Origin of the sequence: Rhizobium sp. NZLR11 (genome assembly GCF_019685115.1) — a bacterium.
Lineage (GTDB): Bacteria > Pseudomonadota > Alphaproteobacteria > Rhizobiales > Rhizobiaceae > Rhizobium.
Genome location: NZ_JABDWD010000008.1, coordinates 131,407 through 150,686, shown reverse-complemented (window position 1 = coordinate 150,686; position 19,280 = coordinate 131,407). Strand labels below are relative to the sequence as shown.

Below are 19,280 nucleotides of genomic sequence, written 5' to 3'. Positions count from 1 at the left end.
TATGGCAGCATGAGCACATTCGGGGCCTATTTCCGCCTTTGGCGCGTCGGCTGGGTGCTCGTGCGTGAGGGCGTCGTGTCGGCTCTTCCGTCCGAAGGCCTGCCGCCTCCGGTCGCACTCGCCAAATCCTTCGTCACGATTTTCGAGCGCAGCAAGGCGCGGCATCAGAAGCGCAGCGACCGGTTGGCACAGGCCGTCGAACGGCTCGGTCCCTCCTATGTGAAGATCGGCCAGTTCCTGGCGACGCGGCCGGATGTCGTCGGCGTCGAATTCGCCAACGACCTGTCGCAGCTTCAGGACCGGATGGCCTTCTTTCCCTCGGCTGCCGCCAAGGCCAATATCGAAGGCTCGCTCGGGCGGCCGATCGGCGAACTCTATGCAAGCTTCGGCGAGCCGATCGCCGCTGCCTCGATCGCCCAGGTGCATCCGGCCGAGGTCGAGACATCAGAGGGCCGCAAGAAGGTCGCCGTCAAGATCGTGCGGCCGGGCGTGCGCCAGCGTTTTGCCCATGACATCGAGGCGATGTATCTCGTCGCCCGTATGCAGGAGCGTTTCCTGGCCTCCAGCCGACGGCTGCGGCCGGTCGAGGTGACGAAGACGCTGGAGCAGACGACGAAGGTGGAGATGGATCTTCGCCTGGAAGCGGCCGCCCTTTCCGAGATCGCCGAGAATACCGAAAAGGACCCGGGCTTCCGCGTCCCGAAGGTCGACTGGGAGCGCACCGGACGCGACGTCATCACCATGGAATGGATCGACGGCACGCGCATGTCCGATGTCGAGGGCCTGCGCGCCGCCGGCCACGATCTCAACCTGCTCGCCGATACGCTGATCCAGTCGTTCCTGCGCCACACGCTGCGCGACGGTTTCTTTCATGCCGACATGCATCCGGGCAATCTGTTCGTCGATGCGGGCGGCATGATCGTCGCCGTCGACATGGGCATCGTCGGACGCCTCGGTAAAAAGGAGCGGCGGTTCCTCGCCGAAATCCTCTACGGCTTCATCACCCGCGATTATATCCGCGTCGCCGAGGTGCATTTCGAGGCGGGCTATGTGCCCGGACACCACAATGTCGAGAGTTTTGCCCAGGCGATCCGGGCAATCGGCGAGCCGATCCACGGACAGCCGGCCGAGACGATCTCGATGGGCAAGCTGCTGACGCTGCTTTTCGAAGTGACCGAACTGTTCGACATGGCGACACGGCCGGAGCTGGTGATGCTGCAGAAGACCATGGTCGTGGTCGAAGGCGTGTCGCGCATGCTCAACCCGCGCTTCAACATGTGGAAGGCCTCCGAGCCCGTTGTCGGCGACTGGATCCGCACCAATCTCGGCCCGAAGCGGATCGCCACCGATATCAAGGACGGACTGAAGGCGGCGGTCAAACTCGCCGAAGCCGTGCCCGAAATCGCAGCGAAAACGGAAAAATTTCACCACCAGCTCCTGCAAATGAGCGAACATGGGCTGCGCTTCGACGCGCAGACGGCGGAGGCGATCGGCAAGGCCGAGGCGCGGCATAACCGCTCGGCCAGGATCGCGCTTTGGGTCATCGCATTGACGCTTCTCTATATTGCCTGGATGGTGAGCTGATCCGCCTGTCAAAAACATGCTGTGTTCGGCATTTAGGATATCCCATGTGACGGAAGGGCCGCTTAGTCTCACTGTTTAGGAGATATGGCACATGCAGCACGAACGCCCTGGCATCGAACTTTCCGGACGGCCGCTCGGTTTTGCCGAGATGGTGACGATCGGTGCCGGCAAGGCGACGATTTCGGCGTCGGCGACCGGCATGGCCCGCATCGCAATCGCCCGTGAGGTCGTCGAGGAGGCCATCGCCTCCGGCATGCCCGTTTATGGCGCGACGACCGGCGTCGGCGCCATGAAGGATGTGGAGTGGTCGGCCGACGAACTCGATACCTTCAACCTCGGCCTGGTGCGCGCCCATCATTTCGGCACCGGCACACCCTTTTCCTGCAATGTCGTGCGCAATGCCATGGCGATCCGCGTCAATACGGCGCTGACCGGCCAGGTCGGCTGCACGCCGGAGCTGATCCAGGCCTATATCAGGATGCTCGAGGCCGATCTCATCCCGGTCGTGCGCCGCACCGGCTCGATCGGCTGTGCGGATATCGGGTTGATGGGACAGATCGGCGCGGTGCTGACCGGCGTCGGCGAAGCGGTCTATCGCGGCAACCGGATGCAGGCGGCAGAGGCTTTCCGGGCAGCCGGGCTGGAGCCGGTGCGGATGGCGCCGCGCGACAGCCTCGCCTCGCTCAGCATCAATGCGGTGAGCTTTGCAGCGGCGGCGGAAACGACGCGCAATGCCGCCGCCTCGATCCGCATCCTGCTGGCGACGGCGATGATGGCGGCCGGCGCGCTCGGCGCGTCCCGCGATCCCTGGAAGGCGGTCCGCCATGTCGGCACGGCGCGCGAGGCGCTGATCGGCGCCTGGCTCTGCAACGCCTCCGACGATTGGAACTGGCCGGTTGCAACGCATGTTCAGGACCCGCTCAGCCTGCGGATGATCGCCCAGGTGTTCGGCGCGGTGATCGAAAACCTGCTGTCGACCGGCCACAAGATCCTTGCCGCCACCGGCCGCTCGGACGACAATCCGGTCGTCGTCGAAGGCCGGGTGATGACCTCGGGCGGGTCGCTGCCGCTCGATGTGACGATCCTGCTCGAATCGGCGGCACTCTGCATGGCGCATGCGGCGCGCAATGCCTTCAACCGCTGTGTCATTCTCGGCAACGGTCAGCGGCGCGACCTGCCGGTCAATCTCGTGCCGCCGGGGCGGATCGCCACCGGTTTCGGGCCGATCATCAAGCTTGCCGGCGAGATTTTTTCGCGCGTGCTGTCGATGTCCAATCCCGTATCGGCACAGTCGCTGGTGGTGGCGGCCGGACTGGAGGATGAGGCAGCCTTCCTGCCGCTGGTCATCGAGCGCTTCGACCGGCAGATGCGGGCGCTGAAGCGTCTCGCAGCCCTCGAGGCGCTGCTGTCTGCCCAGGCGATCGACATTCTCGGCGACGAACCGAAGGGCGTCGCCGCCATGCTCTACGAAGTGGTGCGCAAACATGCGGATTTCTATACGGTCGACCGGCCGCTGTCGGCCGAGGTGGAGGCGATCGAAGAGGAACTCGGCTCGGACGACTTCGTCTCCAGGCTGACCGAGCAAGTTCCGATCGCATCCTTCGACGATTTCTTCGCGCTCGGCTCGCTGGAGCGCATCGAGGAGCGGCTGGCCCGCCACGAGGCACCGGCACTCTGATCTCAGCTTAGGGAGGAAGCGTCATGGACTTCGATCTCGTTCTGCAGGGCACAGTGGTGCTGCCGGACCGCATTGTCGAAGCGGGTTATGTCGCCGTGCGTGACGGCCGCATTGCCGAGGTCGGCCTCGGCGTGCCGCCTGCGGCGCGCGAGCGGCATCTGCTCGGCAAAGCGCTGATCCTGCCCGGCGCGATCGACGCGCAGGTGCATTCGCTGTCCCAGAAAGACCAGGAGGATTTCATCTGGTCGACGCGCTCGGCAGCCGCCGGCGGCGTGACTGCCATCATCGACATGCCTTATGACGAGGGCGACCTCGTCTGCTCGGCAGCGGCGGTGAAACGGAAGATCGACCATGCGAGCCCGCAGGCGCGCGTCGACTTCGCGCTTTACGGCACGGTCGATCCGCAAGAAGGCGCCGCGCGGATTGCCGAGATGGTCGAAGCAGGCGTTGCGGCGTTCAAATTCTCGACCTTCGGCACAGACCCAAAGCGTTTTCCGCGCATTCCGCCGGCTCTGCTCGACGCCTGCTTTGCGGCAATCGCGCCGACGGGGCTGACGGCTGGCGTGCACAATGAGGACGACGAGGCGGTACGCACCTACATGGAGCAGGTGAAGGCGAGCGGCATCACCGACTGGCGGGCGCACGGCCTGTCGCGGCCGGCGATTACCGAACTCCTGGCGATGCACACGATCTTCGAGACGGGGGCTGCGACCAGCTGCCCGGCGCATGTGGTGCACTGCTCGCTCGGGCGCGGCTACGACATCGCGCGTTCCTATCGCCGCGACGGCTTTGCCGCGACGGTCGAATGCTGCATCCATTATCTGACGCTCGACGAAGAGAATGACGTGCAGCGCCTCGGCGGCAAGGCAAAGATCAATCCGCCGGTACGGCCGCGCGCCGAGGTGGAAAAACTCTGGCGGAAAGTGGCGAAGGGCGATGTCTGGCTGGTTTCGACCGATCACGTCAGCTGGTCGGAGAACCGCAAGACCAATCCCGACATGCTCGCCAATGCCTCCGGTGTTCCCGGTCTCGAGGTGATGGTGCCGCTTTTCATCAAAGGCGCCGTCGAACGGGGCATTCCGCTCACTTGGGCAGCCAAGCTGATGGCGGAAAACCCGGCCAAGCATTTCCGGCTCGACCATATCAAGGGGGCGCTGACCCCCGGCAAGGATGCCGATATCGTCGTGCTGGAGCCGCGGGAGAGCGTCTATGACGCCGCCGCAAGCGGCAACAACGTCGTCGGCTGGAGCCCTTATAATGGGATCCGCCTGCCCTGGACCGTTGCGGCCACATATCTGCGCGGCGAAAAGATCGCCGAGAGCGGGAAGGTGCTCGCCGAGCCCCGCACCGGACGGTTCGTGAGGCCGCTGCCGCGCCAGGTTATCGCGGGAGCCGGTGCATGAGCCGTAATCTTCCCGTCGATGCCGGCCGGATCGCTGGAGATATCGAGGCGCTGGCCGCAATCACCGAGCCGGGGCATCCGTGGACGCGGCGGGCCTTCACGCCGCTCTTTCTCGAAGGCCGGGCCTATATCGAAGCGCGGATGAAGGCGGCAAGACTGGAAACGCGGATCGATGCCGCCGGCAATCTGATCGGCCGGCGCACCGGCCGCAAACCCTGGCTCGGCACGATCATGGTCGGTTCGCATTCCGACACGGTGCCGGATGGCGGCCGCTTCGACGGCATTGCCGGGATGATCTCGGCACTGGAGGTGGCGCGGGCACTGCACGATCAGGGCCTTGAGCTCGACCACGATCTGGAGATCGTCGATTTCCTTGCCGAGGAGGTGAGCATCTTCGGCGTATCCTGCATCGGCAGCCGGGGGATAACCGGGCAATTGCCGGAAGCCTGGCTTTCGCGCGTCAGCGACGGGCGCGAGCTTGCCGAGGGTATCGCCGAGGTGGGCGGCAGTCCAGACGTTCTGGCGCAGCAGAAGCGGCCCGATCTGGCAGGCTTTCTCGAGCTTCATATCGAACAGGGGCCGGTGCTCGAAGCCGAAAAAGCCGATATCGGCATCGTCACCGCGATCTCGGGCATCACCCGCCTGGAGATCACCGTCGAGGGGCGGGCCGACCATGCCGGCACGACGCCGATGGACCGGCGGGCGGATGCACTGGTGGCGGCCTCGCAATTGGTGCTCGACATCCGCAACGCCGCCGCCGAACTTGCCAAAACACCAGGCCACTTCGCGGCGACGGTCGGCGAGTTCCGGATCGAGCCGAATGCGGCCAATGTCGTGCCGTCGAAGGTGGTGCTGCTGATCGATGGCCGCGCGGAGATCCGCGCCGACATGGAGGCCTTCTGCCGCTGGCTCGACGGCCATGTCGAAAAGCTGGCGGACGCCTATGGCGTGACGATCAAGGCGCCGAACCGGGTGTCCGACAATCTGCCGACCCCGGGTGATGCCGGGCTGCTGTCGACGCTGGAGGCCGCCTGCGAGCGCGTCGGCGCCAAGCATCGCCGCATGGCCTCCGGCGCAGGGCACGATACGGCCTGGATCGCCAAGGTGGCGCCAGCGGCGATGATCTTCGTGCCCTGCCGGGACGGCCGCAGCCATTGCCCCGACGAATGGGCTGACAATGACGACATCGCGCTCGGCGCCGCCGTGCTGTTCGAGGCGGTGCGCGAGATGGACAGAAATTCGAACCAGGAGAAGCCGGATGGGACGCATACTGGTTGAGAAGGACGTGGAAGCGGCCGTCAAGGGCGGCTCCGTCTATGCCGCCGGCGGCGGCGGCTGGGCCGATCACGGGCGGATGCTCGGACTGGCGGCCGTCACTATCGGCAAGCCGGAGCTGGTCTCGATCGACGAGTTGCAGGACGAGGACTGGATCGCGACGGCGGCGGCGATTGGCGCGCCGGCCTCGACCACGCCCTGGGAGATGCAGGGCATCGATTATGTCAAGGCCGTGCAGCTCCTGCAGGAGGCGCTGGGCGAAAGGCTCTCCGGGCTGATCATCGGCCAGAACGGCAAATCCTCGACGCTGAACGGCTGGCTGCCGTCGGCAATCCTCGGCACCAAGGTGGTCGACGCGGTCGGCGATATCCGTGCGCACCCCACAGGCGACATGGGCTCGATCGGCATGGCCGGCTCACCGGAGCCGATGATCCAGACCGCCGTCGGCGGCAATCGGTCCGAGAACCGCTATATCGAACTGGTGGTCAAGGGCGCGACCGCGAAGATCTCGCCGGTGCTGCGCGCCGCCGCCGATCAATCCGGCGGCTTCATCGCCAGCTGCCGCAATCCGCTGAGAGCCTCCTATGTGCGCAGCCATGCCGCACTCGGCGGCATCTCGATGGCGCTTGCGCTCGGCGAGGCGATCATTGCGGCGGAGAGGAAGGGCGGATCTGATGTCATCGACGCCATCTGCAAGACGACGGGCGGGCATATCCTCGCCGAGGGCATCATCACCCGCAAGGACGTCGTCTACACCAAGGAAGCCTTCGACATCGGCACGATCACCGTCGGTCCGGGCGAAAAATCGGTGAGGCTGCATGTGATGAATGAATATATGGCGGTGGACGATGCGGATGGCATGCGGCTTGCCACCTTCCCCGCCGTCATTACCACCCTGTCAATCGAGGGCGAACCGCTCAGCGTCGGCCAGCTCAAGGAGGGCATGCATGTCTTCATCCTGCATGTGCCAAAGGAACTCATACCGCTGTCGGCAAGCGTGCTCGATCCCACAGTCTATCCCGTCGTCGAAAAGGCGATGGGGATCGAGATCGCCCGTTATGCACTGGAAACGAAGGCCTGAACCATGACGCGCGATCCCGGCTTGGAAGAATTGCTGCGCGAGGAACTCGGCGATCGGCCTGGCTTCAGCGAAAAATCGATGTTCGGCGGCCGGGCCTTCCTGCTGAACGGCAATCTTCTCTGCTGCGCGCGCAGTGACGGCATGCTGGTCCGTCTCGGCCGAGGCAATGACGGCTGGGCGCTGGCGCTGCCGGGCGTCATCCAGATGCTTTCGGGCGAGCGTGTGATGCAGGGCTGGGTGCGGGCGACGGCTGCGGTCTACGGCGACGATGCGCTCAGACGGCGTTTGCTCGATGCGGCGCTCGCCTATGTGGACTCGCTGCCGGGCAAATAACGCCATTCCCTTCTCGCCTGGGAAGAAGGGAGGATAACCAACGAGGAATCCACGATGCCGAAGGCCAATCCACGTCATCCGAACTTTCCGATCCCCGGGGGGCCGCAGCTGCGTGCCAAGGGCTGGCGGCAGGAAGCGCTGCTGCGGTTGCTCGAAAACGTGCTGTCGGTCGGCGAGGATCCGGAAAACCTGATCGTCTATGCCGCACTCGGCAAGGCGGCCCGCAGTTGGGCGGCGCATAAGGGCATCGTCAAGGCACTGACCGAGATGGACGAGAACCAGACGCTGCTCATCCAGTCCGGCAAGCCGATCGGCCTCGTTCGAACCCACGCCAAGGCGCCGCTAGTCATCATGGCGAACTGCAATATCGTCGGGCAATGGGCGAAAGCCGAGGTGTTCTACGAGCTGCAGCGCAAGGGGCTGATCTGCTGGGGCGGGCTGACGGCCGGCGCCTGGCAATATATCGGCAGCCAGGGCGTCATCCAGGGCACCTACGAGATCTTCATGCGCATTGCCGAGCGGCGCTTCGGCGGCGATCTCCTCGGCCGCTTCGTGCTGACGGCCGGCCTTGGCGGCATGGGTGGGGCACAGCCGCTCGCCGGTCGCATGGCAGGGGCGGCGATCCTCTGTGTCGATATCGACCCGGAACGGGCCCGCAAGCGCCAGCAGATCGGCTATCTCCAGGAAATCGCCCCCGATCTCGATAGCGCCCTTCAGATGATCGATACGGCGGTGAAGGAGAAGCTGGCTCTTTCCGTCGGCCTCGTCGGCAATGCGGCCGAGGTCTATCCGGAGATTGCCCGGCGCGGCATTGTGCCCGACATCGTCACCGACCAGACCTCGGCACACGACCTCGTCTATGGCTATGTGCCGAAGGGCATGAGCCTCGAGCAGGTCAAGGGACTGCGCGACGACGGCCAGGGGCAATTGATGGCGGCAAGCCGCGCCTCGATCGTCGACCATGTGACGGCGATGCTGGAATTCCAGAGGAAGGGCTCGGAAGTTTTCGACAATGGCAACCTCATCCGCACCCAGGCGAAAGAGGGCGGCGTCACCAATGCCTTCGACATTCCGATCTTCACCGAAGCCTATCTCAGGCCGCTGTTTGCCCGGGCGATCGGGCCGTTCCGTTGGATGGCGCTGTCGGGCGAGGAGAGCGATATCGCCCGCATCGACGACCTGCTGCTGGAACTATTCCCCGACAACAAGATCATCACCAACTGGATCCGGCTGGCGCGCCAGCATGTGCCGTTCGAAGGGCTGCCGGCGCGCATTGCCTGGCTCGGCCACGGCGAACGCACGGCACTCGCCCGGCGCGTCAATACGCTGGTTGCGAACGGCGAACTCAAAGGCCCGGTCGCCTTCTCCCGCGACCATCTCGATGCCGGCGCCATGACGCATCCCAATATCATGACCGAGCGGATGAAGGACGGTTCCGACGCGATCGCCGACTGGCCGCTAATCGATGCGATGATGCTCTGCTCGTCGATGGCCGATCTCGTCGTCGTCCATTCCGGCGGCGGCGGATATGCCGGCTACATGACGAGCTGCGGCGTCACGGTCATCGCCGACGGCACCGATGCCGCCGACGAGCGGCTGGACCACGCACTGACCAACGACACCGCCCTCGGCGTCATGCGTTATGCCGATGCCGGTTACGAGGAAGCGCTGGACGAGGTGGCGAAGAAGGACGTGCCCTACATCCGGCTTGGTTGAACAGTTCCCGACTTGCTATAGACTGTTGTCATACCCACCAAGAGCGATGACGTGGAAACAGCCAAGATCTTCTGGTCAAGAGGTTCCCGGGCCGTCCGGCTGCCCAAGCAATTCCGTTTCGATGGCGACACCGTCACTATCAGGCGCCAGGGGCGGGCGGTTATTCTCGAACCGATTTCCGACGATTGGGGATGGCTTGCCGACGTGACCGGTCCTGTCGATCCCGACTTCGCCAGTGCGGCCGAAGAACAGCCTGCGGCACAGGAGCGTCAATCGATCAGATTCGAAACTTCGATGAGATTGCCGTCGGGATCCCTGAAATAGACCGAGCGCAGACGTCCGGTGGCGCCGGTGCGTTCGACGGGCCCTTCTTCGATCACAACGCCCGACGCCTGCAGATGGGCGATGACGTCGGCAAGCGGCGTCTCGGCGATGAAGCAGAGATCGCCGGAACCAGGGGTCGGATGTCTCGCCTTGGGATCGAATTCGTGGCCGGCCTGGTGCAGATTGATCTTCTGGCGGCCGAATTTCAGGGCTTTGCGGTCTCCCGCGAACACCTCGACCGACATGCCGAGGATACGGGAATAGAAATCGCAGGTCGTTTCGATATCGGCGACGGTGAGCACGAGGTGGTCGAGACGGTCTATGCGGATCATGCTCTGCTCCTCGCGAAATGTTGCGCCACACAGGCGGAGATAAAGGCCAGCGCCAGCATGGCAAGCGTGAAGATAACGACGGCGGCCCAGCCTTCCACTGCGAAGAACCAGCCGCCGGCCGAGCCCATGAGGCTGGAGCCGACATAATAGGCCAGCATATAGAGCGACGAGGCGTGGCCTTTGGTGCCATGCGCCAGCTTGCCGACAAGGCCGCTGGCGATGGAGTGGCTCATGAAGAAGCCGGTCGTCAGCACGATGATGCCGAGGATGATCGATGGCAGCGGGGCAAACAGCGTCAGCGCGCTGCCGGCGGCGGTGAGCGCCAGACTGAAGAGAAGCACGCGAAAGTGCCCGATCCAATCTCCGAGCAGGCCGCCGATCGAAGAAGCGCCGATGCCGAAGAGATAGACGGTGAAGATCAGGCCGAGTTCGGTCTGGTTGAGGCCATAGGGCGGCGCCACCAGGCGAAAACCGGCATAGTTGTAGATCGTCACGAAGGAGCCCATCGCCAGGAAGGCGACGGCGAAGATGAAGGGCAGCGCCGGATTTTTGAGATGGCCGAGCCAGGCTTTGAGATGAAAGTTGAGGTCGAAGCCCGGCCGGCGGACGAAATTTCTTGACGGCGGCAGCAGGGCGATGAAGCCGAGCGCGGCGGCAAGGCCGATGGCGCCGATGATGAAAAGCGCCGGGCGCCAGGTAAGATATTCGGCGAAGATGCCTGTCAGTACGCGGCCGGACATGCCGCCGAAGGCCGTGCCGGCGACATAGAAGCCCATGGTGGCGCCAAGGCCGCGCGGGTCGATCTCCTCGGCGAGATAGGCCATGGCGACGGCGGGCACGCCGCCGAGAACGAGGCCCTGCAGGGCGCGGATGACGAGCAGCAGGTGCCAATCCGGAGCGAAGGCGGTGGCAATCGTCAGCAATGCGGCGGCGACCAGCGATAGCGCCATCAGGCTGCGGCGGCCGAGACCTTCCGAAACCGCGGCGGCACAGATGATGGCGACCGCCAGGAAGCCAGTAGAGAGCGAGAGGGACAGCGAACTTTCGGCCGGGCTGACGGCAAATTCCTGCGAGAAGATCGGCAGCAGCGGCTGGACGCAATAGAGCAGCGAGAAGGTGGAAAAGCCGGAAAGGAAAAGCGCCAGACTGGCGCGGCGATAGGCGGCGGAGCCGCGCGTCAAATAATGCTTTTCTGCTGCGATCACGGTCTTTTGCGGCATGCGCTGACGGCGGCATATGTTCATCCTGATGAGCCTTGGAATTCATGCGTTAACCCGCCGGATCCCAATAGGGTGGATCGCCGAAGCTCTTCTTCAAGTGATCGGCAATGGCGCGGAGCTTGGCCGAGGGATTGCGGCCCTCTGGATGGGCCATATAGATGAATTCGGCCTCCGGCCTGTGGCCGACATCGATTTCGGCAAGCCGGCCCTCGCGGATCGCCGGGCCAGCAATGAAGGCAGGCAGCAGCGCGATGCCGAGACCGGCAATCGCAGCGTCACGAAGCATGTCGCCATTGTTGATGCCGAGCGCCAGTTTTGCGCGGACGACGATCGCACCGTCGGGCGTCTGGAAGCGCCAGTCGGCAACGCCGCGATTGGTGTAGAAGATGCCGCGATGGCTGCTGAGATCCGCCAGCGACGCCGGCATTCCCGCCCGCGCGAGATAATCCGGCGAAGCGCAGAGCAGGCGGCGGCTGCGGGTGAGCTTCCAGGCGACCAGCCGGCTATCGGCGATCGGGCCGTTGCGGATGACCGCGTCGTAGCCGTCCGAGGACGCATCGACGCGCCGGTCGTCGATATCGAGCGTCAGTTCGATCTCCGGATGTTCGGCGAGGAAGGGATAAAGCGCCGGGCCGAGATGCATGCGGCCGAAGGTGACGGGTGCAGCAATGCGGATCGGCCCCGACAGGGTTCCGCGCCGCTCGGCCATGTCGGCGGCAGCCTCCTCGATCTCGCGGACGATGCGACCGGCCCGCTCCAGGAAGACCGCACCATCCTCGGTCAAGGTGAGTTTGCGCGTCGTTCGGTGCAGCAGCATGCCGCCGAGCGACTTCTCCAGCTCGGCCAGCCTTTCGCTGACGACGGATTTGGAGAGCCGCAGCCGCCGGGCGGCCTCGCTGACCGAGCCTGCCTCGGTGACGGCGACAAAAGCCGCTATACCTTCGATTCTGATCATCGTTCGGCTTTTCCGAATTCGAATTCCATGATCTGGAGACTAATCCGAACGAACGAAAAATGCCATCTTCCATTCAACGGAAGGGACGGCAGGGGCCGCCTCGGATCAAGAACAGGAATGAGACCATGAACCGTTTGAACAACAAGGTCGCAATCGTCACCGGCGCAAGCTCAGGCATCGGCCGCACCACGGCAAAGCTCTTCGCCGCTGAGGGCGCCAAGGTCGTCGTCGGCGCCCGCCGCGAGCGCGAACTCGACAGTCTCGTCGCGGAGATCAAGGCGGAAGGCGGCGATGCTGTCGCCGTGGCCGGCGACGTCCGGTCGGAAGACTATCACAAGGCGCTGGTCGCGGCCGCCGTGACCCATTACGGCAAGCTCGACATTGCCTTCAACAATGCCGGCACACTCGGCGAGGCCGGCCCGAGCACCGGCGTTTCGGAAGCAGGCTTCAGCGATGCGTTGGCGATCAATCTGACCGCCGCCTTCCTCGCCGCCAAGCACCAGATCGGCGAAATGGTGGGGAATTGCGGCGGCTCGGTGATCTTCACCTCGACCTTCGTCGGTTACAGCTTCGCCTTTCCCGGCGTCGCCGCCTATGCCGCCAGCAAATCCGGCCTGATCGGCCTGACCCAGGCGCTCGCGGCCGAATACGGACAGCAGGGCGTGCGCGTCAATGCCATCCTGCCGGGCGCCGTCGACACCGACATGTATCGGGAGATGAACGACACCTCCGACAAGCAGTCCTTCATCACCAATCTGCATGCGCTGAAGCGTGTCGCAGCGCCCGAGGAGCTGGCCCGCTCGGTTCTCTACCTCGCCTCCGACGATGCGAGTTTCGTCACCGGCACTGCCTCGCTGGTCGATGGCGGCGCGTCGATCACCCGAACCTGACGAAAGCCAAGCGCTCCCCAATTCGCCGGATGAAAGCGCGCCTTCTCCGGCCACAATATCCGATCAAAGGAACGTCATCATGTCACGACTGCAGAACAAGACAGCCCTCATCACCGGCGGCACCAGCGGCATCGGCATCGAAACCGCCCGCCAATTCATCGCCGAAGGCGCCCGCGTCGTCGTTACCGGCAGCAGCGCCGCAAGCGTCGAAGCCGCCCGTAGCGAACTCGGCGACAAAGCGATCGTCATCCAGGCCGATGCCGGCAATGCGGCCGGCCAGAAGGCCGTCGCCGATACGGTGAAAGAGGCTTTCGGCACGCTCGACATCCTCTTCGTCAATGCCGGTGTCGCCGAATTCGGGCCGCTGGAACAGTGGAGCGAAGCCGCCTTCGACAAGTCGGTGGCGATCAATGTCAAGGGGCCGTTTTTCCTGATCCAGTCGTTGCTGCCGATTTTTTCGAGCCAGGCCGCAATCGTGCTCAATACCTCCATCAACGCCCATATCGGCATGCCGAACTCCAGCGTCTATTCACTGACGAAGGGTGCATTGCTGACGCTCGCAAAGACGCTGTCGGGCGAACTCATCGGTCGCGGCATCCGCGTCAACGCCGTCAGCCCGGGCCCGATCGCCACGCCGCTCTACAGCAAGCTCGGGGCGTCGGAAGCCCAATCCAAGGCGATGGCTGCCGAGATCCAGTCGCAGATCCCCGTCGGCCGCTTCGGGAACCCCAGCGAGGTCGCGAAAACGATCGTCTTTCTCGCCTCCGATGAGGCCGCCTATATCGTCGGCAGCGAACTCGTGATCGACGGCGGGATGAGCAACCTCTGAGCCCACGAGAATGACGGCCGACGTCATGAACGGGGCGGCACCGGCCGAGCGCGGCGATGTGTGCCGTCCCGCGATTGCATGTTCTCCGCCAAAGGCTTAGGGTCAGAAAAAGGCGACGGGTAGAAAGCCATGGCTCTCAGCGGCAAACGCATCCTCCTCATCATCTCCGGCGGCATCGCGGCCTATAAGAGCCTGGATCTGATCCGCCGGCTGCGCGAGCGCGGCGCCAGCGTGCGCCCGGTGATGACCAAAGGCGCCCAGGAATTCGTCACACCGCTGGCCGTCGGCGCGCTTGCAGCCGACCACGTCTTCCTCGATCTGTTTTCGCGCCAGGATGAGCAGGATGTCGGCCATATCCGGCTGGCGCGCGACTGCGATCTCGTGCTCATTGCCCCCGCCACGGCCGACCTGCTGGCGAAGATGGCGAACGGGCTTGCCGACGATCTCGCCTCGACCGTGCTTTTGGCGACGGAGAGGCCGGTGCTGGCCGCACCGGCGATGAACCCCCGCATGTGGGCGCATCCGGCGACGCGGCGCAATGCGGCAAGACTCAGGGACGACGGCGTCCGCTTCGTCGGGCCGATGGCAGGCGAGATGGCGGAGAGCCGGGAGGCGGGGCTCGGCCGGATGGCGGAACCGCTGGAGATCGTCGCGGCCGCCGAAACCATGCTCGACGACGGAGAAAAGCCGCTCAAGGGACGCAAGGCGATAGTCACGTCGGGACCGACGCACGAGCCGATCGATCCGGTGCGCTACATCGCCAACCGCTCTTCCGGCCGGCAGGGGCATGCGATCGCCGCAGCCCTTGCCAGGCTTGGGGCGGAGGTGACGCTGGTCTCGGGGCCGGTGACGATCGCCGATCCCGTCGGCGTCAACGTCATCCATGTCGAGCGGGCGGAAGAAATGCGCGATGCCGTGCTGGCGGCGCTGCCGGCCGATATCGCCGTGATGGTCGCGGCGGTGGCGGACTGGCGAGTGGCCTCGGCCGCCGACCAGAAGCTGAAGAAACATCCGGGCGAATCCATTCCGACGCTGGCGCTGACCGAGAATCCGGACATCCTGAAAACCGTCGGCCATCATACGATGCGGCCGAAACTGGTGATCGGCTTTGCCGCCGAGACACAAGATGTGGAAAGCAATGCGAAGGCGAAACTCGAGCGCAAGGGCGCCGACCTGATCGTCGCCAATGACGTCTCTCCGGCCACCGGCATCATGGGCGGCAGCCGCAACAGCGTCAAACTCATACGCCGCAACGGCGTCGAGCAATGGCCTGATCTGGCGAAGGAAGAGGTTGCCGAAAGGCTGGCGGCGCTGATCGCCGAAAGTTTCCGCTAAAGCGCTTTATGCGGGAACAGCCACGCGCTGCGGCTTGGCTGCACTTCGCTTTCCCGGCCGGAAGTCGGCGACGTCGATGCCGTTTTTGCTGACGGTAACGGCGCTGCCATTCGGAATTTCGGCCCAGGCATCGCCATCGTCGTTCAACGGCTCGGACACCAGGCAATAGCCGGCGCCGACAGGTGAGGCATAGAGGGTCGGCGCCTTGCGATCGGTGGCATAGCGGATCGCATAGAGCGTGTTGCCGTCGGAGAAGGCGGCGGTAAAGCGCAGCAGGATCGAACCGACGACGCTTTCGGCCAGATCCTCGACGAAGCCGACCATTTCAGCCATTGCGGCCACCGGCGCCTCACGCAGGCCGAATTGCAGCGCCAGCAGGAACATCAACTCGGAATCGGTCGTGCCGCCGCGGGCATTGAACAGTTCGTCGTCGAGCATCGCCTCCATCGGCCGGCGCAGGCGCTCGAAACCGGAGATCTGGCCGTTGTGCATGAAGGACCAGGTGTCGTGGGTGAAGGGGTGGCAATTGTCGCGGCGCGTGCCGCCGCCTGTAGCCGCGCGGACATGGGCGAGGAAGAGCGGCGAACGGATCTGCCGCGCCAGGCTCTTCAGATTGCAATCCGACCAGGCCGGCAGGATATCACGGTAGCGGCCGGGCTCCGGCCTGTCGCCATACCAGGCGATGCCGAAGCCATCGCCATTCGTCGCCGTCTTGGCGCGGGTGGCGCAATGGGACTGCTCAATCAGCGAATGGGCAGGCGAGGATACCAGCTCCTCGAGATAGAGAGGATCTCCGCGATAGGCTGCCCAGCGACACATGGCTTTCTTGCTCCGACCCGCCGCCGCATCGGCGGGCATGCTGAAATTGTCTGACGTCGCGGCTAATAACAGCTTAACGCGCCGCCGGTTTGCAAGCGCAAGATGACGGTTTCGTGGCGCCTCGGATGTTCAAATTCGGCGAAAGCCTGTGTTCTTTTGTGAACACTGCGTTGTCCGCTGGGCAGGCTTCGCGCTTGGCGGCCGGGCCGCTATAGTTGCCGCCAAGTTGAACCTTCAAGAGGACGCCATGTCGATCCGACCCGTCAAACATGAAAGTACCGCCACACCGACCATGGAAGGCGCGGGCGTGAAGCTGCACCGCGTCTTCGGCTTCGGCGATCCTGCGATGACCGATCCGTTCCTGATGATGGACGATTTCCGCAATGACAATCCGGCGGAATATATTCGCGGTTTCCCATGGCACCCGCATCGCGGCATCGAGACGATCACCTATGTGCTTGCCGGCACCGTCGAGCATGGCGACAGCCTTGGCAACCGTGGCCTGCTCGGCGCCGGCGATATTCAGTGGATGACGGCCGGCAGCGGCATCATGCACCAGGAAATGCCGAAGGGCGATTTCGCCGGCCGCATGCACGGTTTCCAGCTCTGGGCAAACCTGCCCTCCTCGCTGAAGATGACGGCGCCGCGCTATCAGGACGTCAAATCCGCCGACATCCCTGTCGTCGTCGATGATGACGGCACGGCCGTGCGGGTGATCTGCGGCGATTTCTGGGGCAAGGCCGGTCTCGTCGACGGCGTCGCCGCCGAGCCGATCTATCTCGACGTCTCGGTGCCGCCCGGCAAGAAGAAGCGTCTGCCGGTCGACACCTACCGCAACGCCTTCGCCTATATCTTCGCCGGCTCCGGCACCTTTCGCGATGCGTCGAAACCCTTCGGCGTGCGCGTCGAGAAGGAAGTCGACGGCGAGGAGTTGAACATTCGCGACATGTCCGGCAACCGCACGCTCGTGGTCTTCGACAGCGGCGACGAAGTGACGGTGCAGGCGGGGGACCAGGGCATCCGTTTCCTGCTTGTATCAGGCAAGCCAATCGAGGAGCCGGTCGCATGGCACGGCCCGATCGTGATGAATTCGCGCGAGGAAATCATGCAGGCGATGCGCGAGCTGCAGAACGGCACCTTCATCAAGGCGGCGCATTGATCGCATTTCTCTCTTGCATCTGCGAAGAATCGGCCTACCTTTGAGCTATCAGCAACAGAACGAAAGGAAGGTGATCCAATGTCTAATGAGATTTCGGACCTCTTAACGGGCATGGGAGAGTTGATGAAAGCGAGGCAGCCCTCGCACTAATCCCCGCCTTCCTGGGGCTGCATAGACAGTCCGGGCCCGTTTGAGGCCAAACTCATGGAAAGGGTCGCCGAGGCGGCCCTTTTTTATTGCCCTGATTTGAGACCGTTGACGGATAATCGAAATCCCACTACTCATAAAGTCATCTGATGACTTTATGAGTAGTGGGATGCACGCAATCAGCAGGACCAATCTCGCCGATGACGCTGTCGAGGCGATCCGCAGCGACATTCTCGGCAAGCGCTGGGCGGTCGGCGAGAAATTACCCAACGAAGCCTCGCTGTCGGCCATGCTGTCGGTCAGCCGCGGCACGGTGCGCGAGGCGGTGCGGGTGCTGGTCTCCCAAGGCTATCTCGAAACCCGCCAGGGTTCGGGAACCTATGTGCGCGCGACCAGCGATGCCGGCCGGCCGTTGACGATGGCGCGGCGCGCCAGCCTGCGCGACCAGTTCGAGGCGCGCTTGGCGCTCGACGTCGAAGCCGCCCGGCTGACAGCGGTGCGCAAAAGACCGGAGACGGTTACCGAGCTTCGCCGGCTGCTTGCCGAACGCGGCAATTACGACGGCGGCAACCAGGCCGCCTTCATCGAGCGCGACCTTGCCTTCCACAAGGCCGTCATCGCCGCTTCCGGCAACCGGGCGATGATCGAGATCTACGATTTCTTCTCGGCCTCGATCGCCGATACCATCGCCGCCACACTCGGCAGGGATATTCCCGAACCGGATATGCAAGCGCATGCCGATATCGTCGACTCCATCGAAACCGGCGATCCCGACAAAGCGGACGCGGCGGTGCGCCGCTTCATGGCGCCGGTTCTTGCCGCCCTCGACCGGATGATCCTGTCATGACAACACCGTCCACCGATGCCATCACCGCGCTTGACGCGACCGACGAATTGTTGATCGACGCCGAGGCCGGCAGCCTGCCACCGCCACAGGCAACACCGGTGCGCGGCGCCGCAGGTCGCTTCCTGCTCGGCGCCAGCCTGGTGCTGATCGCCTTCAACCTGCGCCCGGTCTTTTCGAGCGCCTCGGCGCTGCTGCCGGAAATCCGCGCGGAGCTTGGCCTCAGCGCGCTTGGCGCCAGCCTGCTGACGACGCTTCCGGTCGTCTGTCTCGGCGCCTTTTCGCCGCTGGCGCCGCGTCTTGCCCAGCGCCTCGGCATGGAACGCACGCTGCTCGGCGTTATCCTGCTTCTGGCCCTCGGCACTGCATTGCGCGGGTTTTCCTCGGTGCCGCTGCTGTTCATCGGCACTGCGCTGGCCGGCGCCTGCATTGCCGTCGGCAACGTGCTGTTGCCGGGGCTGGTGAAACGGGATTTCGCCGGGCGCGCCGCGCTGATGACCGGCTTCTACACGATGGCGCTCTGCGCCGGTGCGGCCAGTGCGGCCGGGCTGACACTGCCAATCGAACACGCGCTCGGCGGCTCTCTTGCGGGCGCACTAGCCGCCTGGGCCCTACCCGCCTTGATCGTCAGCCTGCTCTGGCTGCCGCAGGTTCTGCGCAGCGGCAGGCAGGCCAGGCGAAACGGTTTCCGCGTCGAGGGCCTCTGGCGCGACCGGCTCGCCTGGCAGGTGACGCTGTTCATGGGACTGCAATCGGCGCTTGCCTATTGCGTCTTCGGCTGGCTGGTTCCGATCCTGCGCGAACGCGGCCTCGACGGCGTCACCGCCGGGGCGATCGTCTCGCTGTCGGTAATGGTGCAGGCAACATCCTGCCTCATCGTCCCGCATATCGCCGTGCGCGGCAAAGACCAGCGGCTGATCAATGCGAGCCTTTGCGGTGTCGCCGTCACCGCCCTGCTCGGCCTGCTGTTTGCGCCGCTGTCGACCGTCTGGCTGTGGGCGGTGCTGCAGGGCATCGGCCAAGGCGGGCTGATCGCGGCGGCGATGACGACGATCGTGCTGCGCTCGCGCGATCCCGATGTCGCCGCCCATCTTTCCGGCATGGCGCAATGCGTCGGTTACCTGCTTGCCGCCATCGGCCCGCTTATCGTCGGGCTCATCCGCGACTGGACCGGCAGCTTTTCCTGGTGTGCGGCCCTCTTCGTCGCGCTCGGGCTCGGAGCCGCGATCAACGGCTGGAAGGCCGGCCGGTCGGTCGAGATCAACGTCCATGCGGTGGAGAAGGCCAGTTGAGCCCTCACCGGCCCATCACCATCTCTTGATGCCGGTCGCCGGCGGCGGATGCTACGCTATCTCAG

At 64.5% G+C, this 19,280-nt stretch carries 17 protein-coding genes and 1 pseudogene; 14 read left to right on the top strand and 4 right to left on the bottom strand.

Annotation, left to right across the window (positions count from 1 at the left end; all coding sequences use genetic code 11):
* The first annotated feature begins 9 nt into the window (after positions 1-9).
* The 8 genes from ubiB (at position 10) to HJB83_RS16150 (ending at position 9,393) form a co-directional block, all read left to right on the top strand.
* A complete protein-coding gene (ubiB, locus tag HJB83_RS16185; RefSeq protein WP_207582625.1) occupies positions 10-1,584 on the top strand; it encodes a 2-polyprenylphenol 6-hydroxylase in 1,575 nt (524 codons plus the stop codon).
* Between the two features lie 91 nt (positions 1,585-1,675).
* Positions 1,676-3,262 (top strand): aromatic amino acid lyase, encoded by a 1,587-nt coding sequence (locus HJB83_RS16180; protein WP_164006256.1) that lies wholly within the window; start codon positions 1,676-1,678, stop codon positions 3,260-3,262.
* 23 nt (positions 3,263-3,285) lie between these two features.
* Positions 3,286-4,665 (top strand): dihydroorotase family protein, encoded by a 1,380-nt coding sequence (locus HJB83_RS16175; protein ID WP_221116713.1) that lies wholly within the window; start codon positions 3,286-3,288, stop codon positions 4,663-4,665.
* Positions 4,662-5,942 (top strand): Zn-dependent hydrolase, encoded by a 1,281-nt coding sequence (locus HJB83_RS16170; protein WP_221132413.1) that lies wholly within the window; start codon positions 4,662-4,664, stop codon positions 5,940-5,942. Before HJB83_RS16175 ends, HJB83_RS16170 begins: the two co-directional genes overlap by 4 nt.
* Positions 5,923-7,020, top strand: a complete 1,098-nt coding sequence (locus HJB83_RS16165) for a DUF917 domain-containing protein (RefSeq protein WP_221116711.1) — start codon at positions 5,923-5,925, stop codon at positions 7,018-7,020. Before HJB83_RS16170 ends, HJB83_RS16165 begins: the two co-directional genes overlap by 20 nt.
* Positions 7,021-7,023: 3 nt before the next feature.
* Positions 7,024-7,353, top strand: a complete 330-nt coding sequence (locus HJB83_RS16160; RefSeq protein ID WP_221132412.1) for a TfoX/Sxy family protein — start codon at positions 7,024-7,026, stop codon at positions 7,351-7,353.
* 54 nt (positions 7,354-7,407) lie between these two features.
* Positions 7,408-9,069 carry a urocanate hydratase gene (locus HJB83_RS16155; RefSeq protein WP_221132411.1) on the top strand — a complete coding sequence of 554 codons (1,662 nt, stop codon included), beginning with the start codon at positions 7,408-7,410 and terminating at the stop codon, positions 9,067-9,069.
* A gap of 51 nt (positions 9,070-9,120) precedes the next feature.
* Complete coding sequence (locus HJB83_RS16150) at positions 9,121-9,393, top strand: antitoxin (RefSeq protein WP_221132410.1); 273 nt, start codon at positions 9,121-9,123, stop codon at positions 9,391-9,393.
* Here the strand turns inward: HJB83_RS16150 and HJB83_RS16145 are convergent.
* The 3 genes and pseudogenes from HJB83_RS16145 to HJB83_RS16135 all read right to left on the bottom strand — a co-directional run bounded on the left by HJB83_RS16145 (position 9,339) and on the right by HJB83_RS16135 (position 11,900).
* Positions 9,339-9,725 carry a VOC family protein gene (locus HJB83_RS16145; protein ID WP_207582618.1) on the bottom strand — a complete coding sequence of 129 codons (387 nt, stop codon included), beginning with the start codon at positions 9,723-9,725 and terminating at the stop codon, positions 9,339-9,341. The genes HJB83_RS16150 and HJB83_RS16145 overlap by 55 nt on opposite strands.
* Positions 9,722-10,961, bottom strand: a pseudogene (locus tag HJB83_RS16140) (MFS transporter). The gene HJB83_RS16145 and the pseudogene HJB83_RS16140 overlap by 4 nt, the downstream one beginning before the upstream one ends.
* A gap of 33 nt (positions 10,962-10,994) precedes the next feature.
* A complete protein-coding gene (locus HJB83_RS16135) occupies positions 10,995-11,900 on the bottom strand; it encodes a LysR family transcriptional regulator (RefSeq protein WP_207582616.1) in 906 nt (301 codons plus the stop codon).
* Positions 11,901-12,025: 125 nt separating this feature from the next.
* On the opposite strand from HJB83_RS16135, the gene HJB83_RS16130 reads away from it, so the two are divergent.
* From HJB83_RS16130 to coaBC, 3 genes are all read left to right on the top strand, one after another.
* Complete coding sequence (locus HJB83_RS16130) at positions 12,026-12,790, top strand: SDR family oxidoreductase (RefSeq protein ID WP_221132408.1); 765 nt, start codon at positions 12,026-12,028, stop codon at positions 12,788-12,790.
* A 79-nt stretch (positions 12,791-12,869) separates the two neighbouring features.
* A complete protein-coding gene (locus HJB83_RS16125) occupies positions 12,870-13,619 on the top strand; it encodes an SDR family oxidoreductase (RefSeq protein WP_221132407.1) in 750 nt (249 codons plus the stop codon).
* Positions 13,620-13,748: 129 nt separating this feature from the next.
* Positions 13,749-14,954, top strand: coding sequence for a bifunctional phosphopantothenoylcysteine decarboxylase/phosphopantothenate--cysteine ligase CoaBC (gene coaBC, locus HJB83_RS16120; RefSeq protein ID WP_221116703.1), 1,206 nt, complete (start codon positions 13,749-13,751; stop codon positions 14,952-14,954).
* Positions 14,955-14,960: 6 nt separating this feature from the next.
* Here coaBC and HJB83_RS16115 read toward each other — a convergent pair whose 3' ends face one another.
* Positions 14,961-15,773: a class II glutamine amidotransferase gene (locus HJB83_RS16115; RefSeq protein ID WP_221132406.1), complete on the bottom strand. Its 813-nt coding sequence runs from the start codon at positions 15,771-15,773 to the stop codon at positions 14,961-14,963.
* A gap of 247 nt (positions 15,774-16,020) precedes the next feature.
* On the opposite strand from HJB83_RS16115, the gene HJB83_RS16110 reads away from it, so the two are divergent.
* The 3 genes from HJB83_RS16110 to HJB83_RS16100 all read left to right on the top strand — a co-directional run bounded on the left by HJB83_RS16110 (position 16,021) and on the right by HJB83_RS16100 (position 19,215).
* Positions 16,021-16,932 (top strand): pirin family protein, encoded by a 912-nt coding sequence (locus HJB83_RS16110; RefSeq protein WP_221132405.1) that lies wholly within the window; start codon positions 16,021-16,023, stop codon positions 16,930-16,932.
* Between the two features lie 316 nt (positions 16,933-17,248).
* Entirely contained in the window at positions 17,249-17,926 is a 678-nt protein-coding gene (locus tag HJB83_RS16105) for a FadR/GntR family transcriptional regulator (protein WP_221132404.1), read from the top strand.
* Positions 17,923-19,215, top strand: coding sequence for an MFS transporter (locus HJB83_RS16100; protein ID WP_221132403.1), 1,293 nt, complete (start codon positions 17,923-17,925; stop codon positions 19,213-19,215). The genes HJB83_RS16105 and HJB83_RS16100 overlap by 4 nt, the downstream gene beginning before the upstream one ends.
* Positions 19,216-19,280 lie beyond the last annotated feature (65 nt).

Coding starts and splice junctions, on each gene's coding strand:
- HJB83_RS16115 (WP_221132406.1), bottom strand. CDS start 15,773: ATGTGTCGCTGGGCAGCCTATCGCGGAGATCCTCTCTATCTCGAGGAG.
- HJB83_RS16105 (WP_221132404.1), top strand. CDS start 17,249: ATGCACGCAATCAGCAGGACCAATCTCGCCGATGACGCTGTCGAGGCG.
- HJB83_RS16175 (WP_221116713.1), top strand. CDS start 3,286: ATGGACTTCGATCTCGTTCTGCAGGGCACAGTGGTGCTGCCGGACCGC.
- HJB83_RS16145 (WP_207582618.1), bottom strand. CDS start 9,725: ATGATCCGCATAGACCGTCTCGACCACCTCGTGCTCACCGTCGCCGAT.
- HJB83_RS16180 (WP_164006256.1), top strand. CDS start 1,676: ATGCAGCACGAACGCCCTGGCATCGAACTTTCCGGACGGCCGCTCGGT.
- HJB83_RS16160 (WP_221132412.1), top strand. CDS start 7,024: ATGACGCGCGATCCCGGCTTGGAAGAATTGCTGCGCGAGGAACTCGGC.
- HJB83_RS16110 (WP_221132405.1), top strand. CDS start 16,021: ATGTCGATCCGACCCGTCAAACATGAAAGTACCGCCACACCGACCATG.
- HJB83_RS16100 (WP_221132403.1), top strand. CDS start 17,923: ATGACAACACCGTCCACCGATGCCATCACCGCGCTTGACGCGACCGAC.
- HJB83_RS16125 (WP_221132407.1), top strand. CDS start 12,870: ATGTCACGACTGCAGAACAAGACAGCCCTCATCACCGGCGGCACCAGC.
- HJB83_RS16130 (WP_221132408.1), top strand. CDS start 12,026: ATGAACCGTTTGAACAACAAGGTCGCAATCGTCACCGGCGCAAGCTCA.
- ubiB (WP_207582625.1), top strand. CDS start 10: ATGAGCACATTCGGGGCCTATTTCCGCCTTTGGCGCGTCGGCTGGGTG.
- coaBC (WP_221116703.1), top strand. CDS start 13,749: ATGGCTCTCAGCGGCAAACGCATCCTCCTCATCATCTCCGGCGGCATC.
- HJB83_RS16170 (WP_221132413.1), top strand. CDS start 4,662: ATGAGCCGTAATCTTCCCGTCGATGCCGGCCGGATCGCTGGAGATATC.
- HJB83_RS16135 (WP_207582616.1), bottom strand. CDS start 11,900: ATGATCAGAATCGAAGGTATAGCGGCTTTTGTCGCCGTCACCGAGGCA.
- HJB83_RS16155 (WP_221132411.1), top strand. CDS start 7,408: ATGCCGAAGGCCAATCCACGTCATCCGAACTTTCCGATCCCCGGGGGG.
- HJB83_RS16165 (WP_221116711.1), top strand. CDS start 5,923: ATGGGACGCATACTGGTTGAGAAGGACGTGGAAGCGGCCGTCAAGGGC.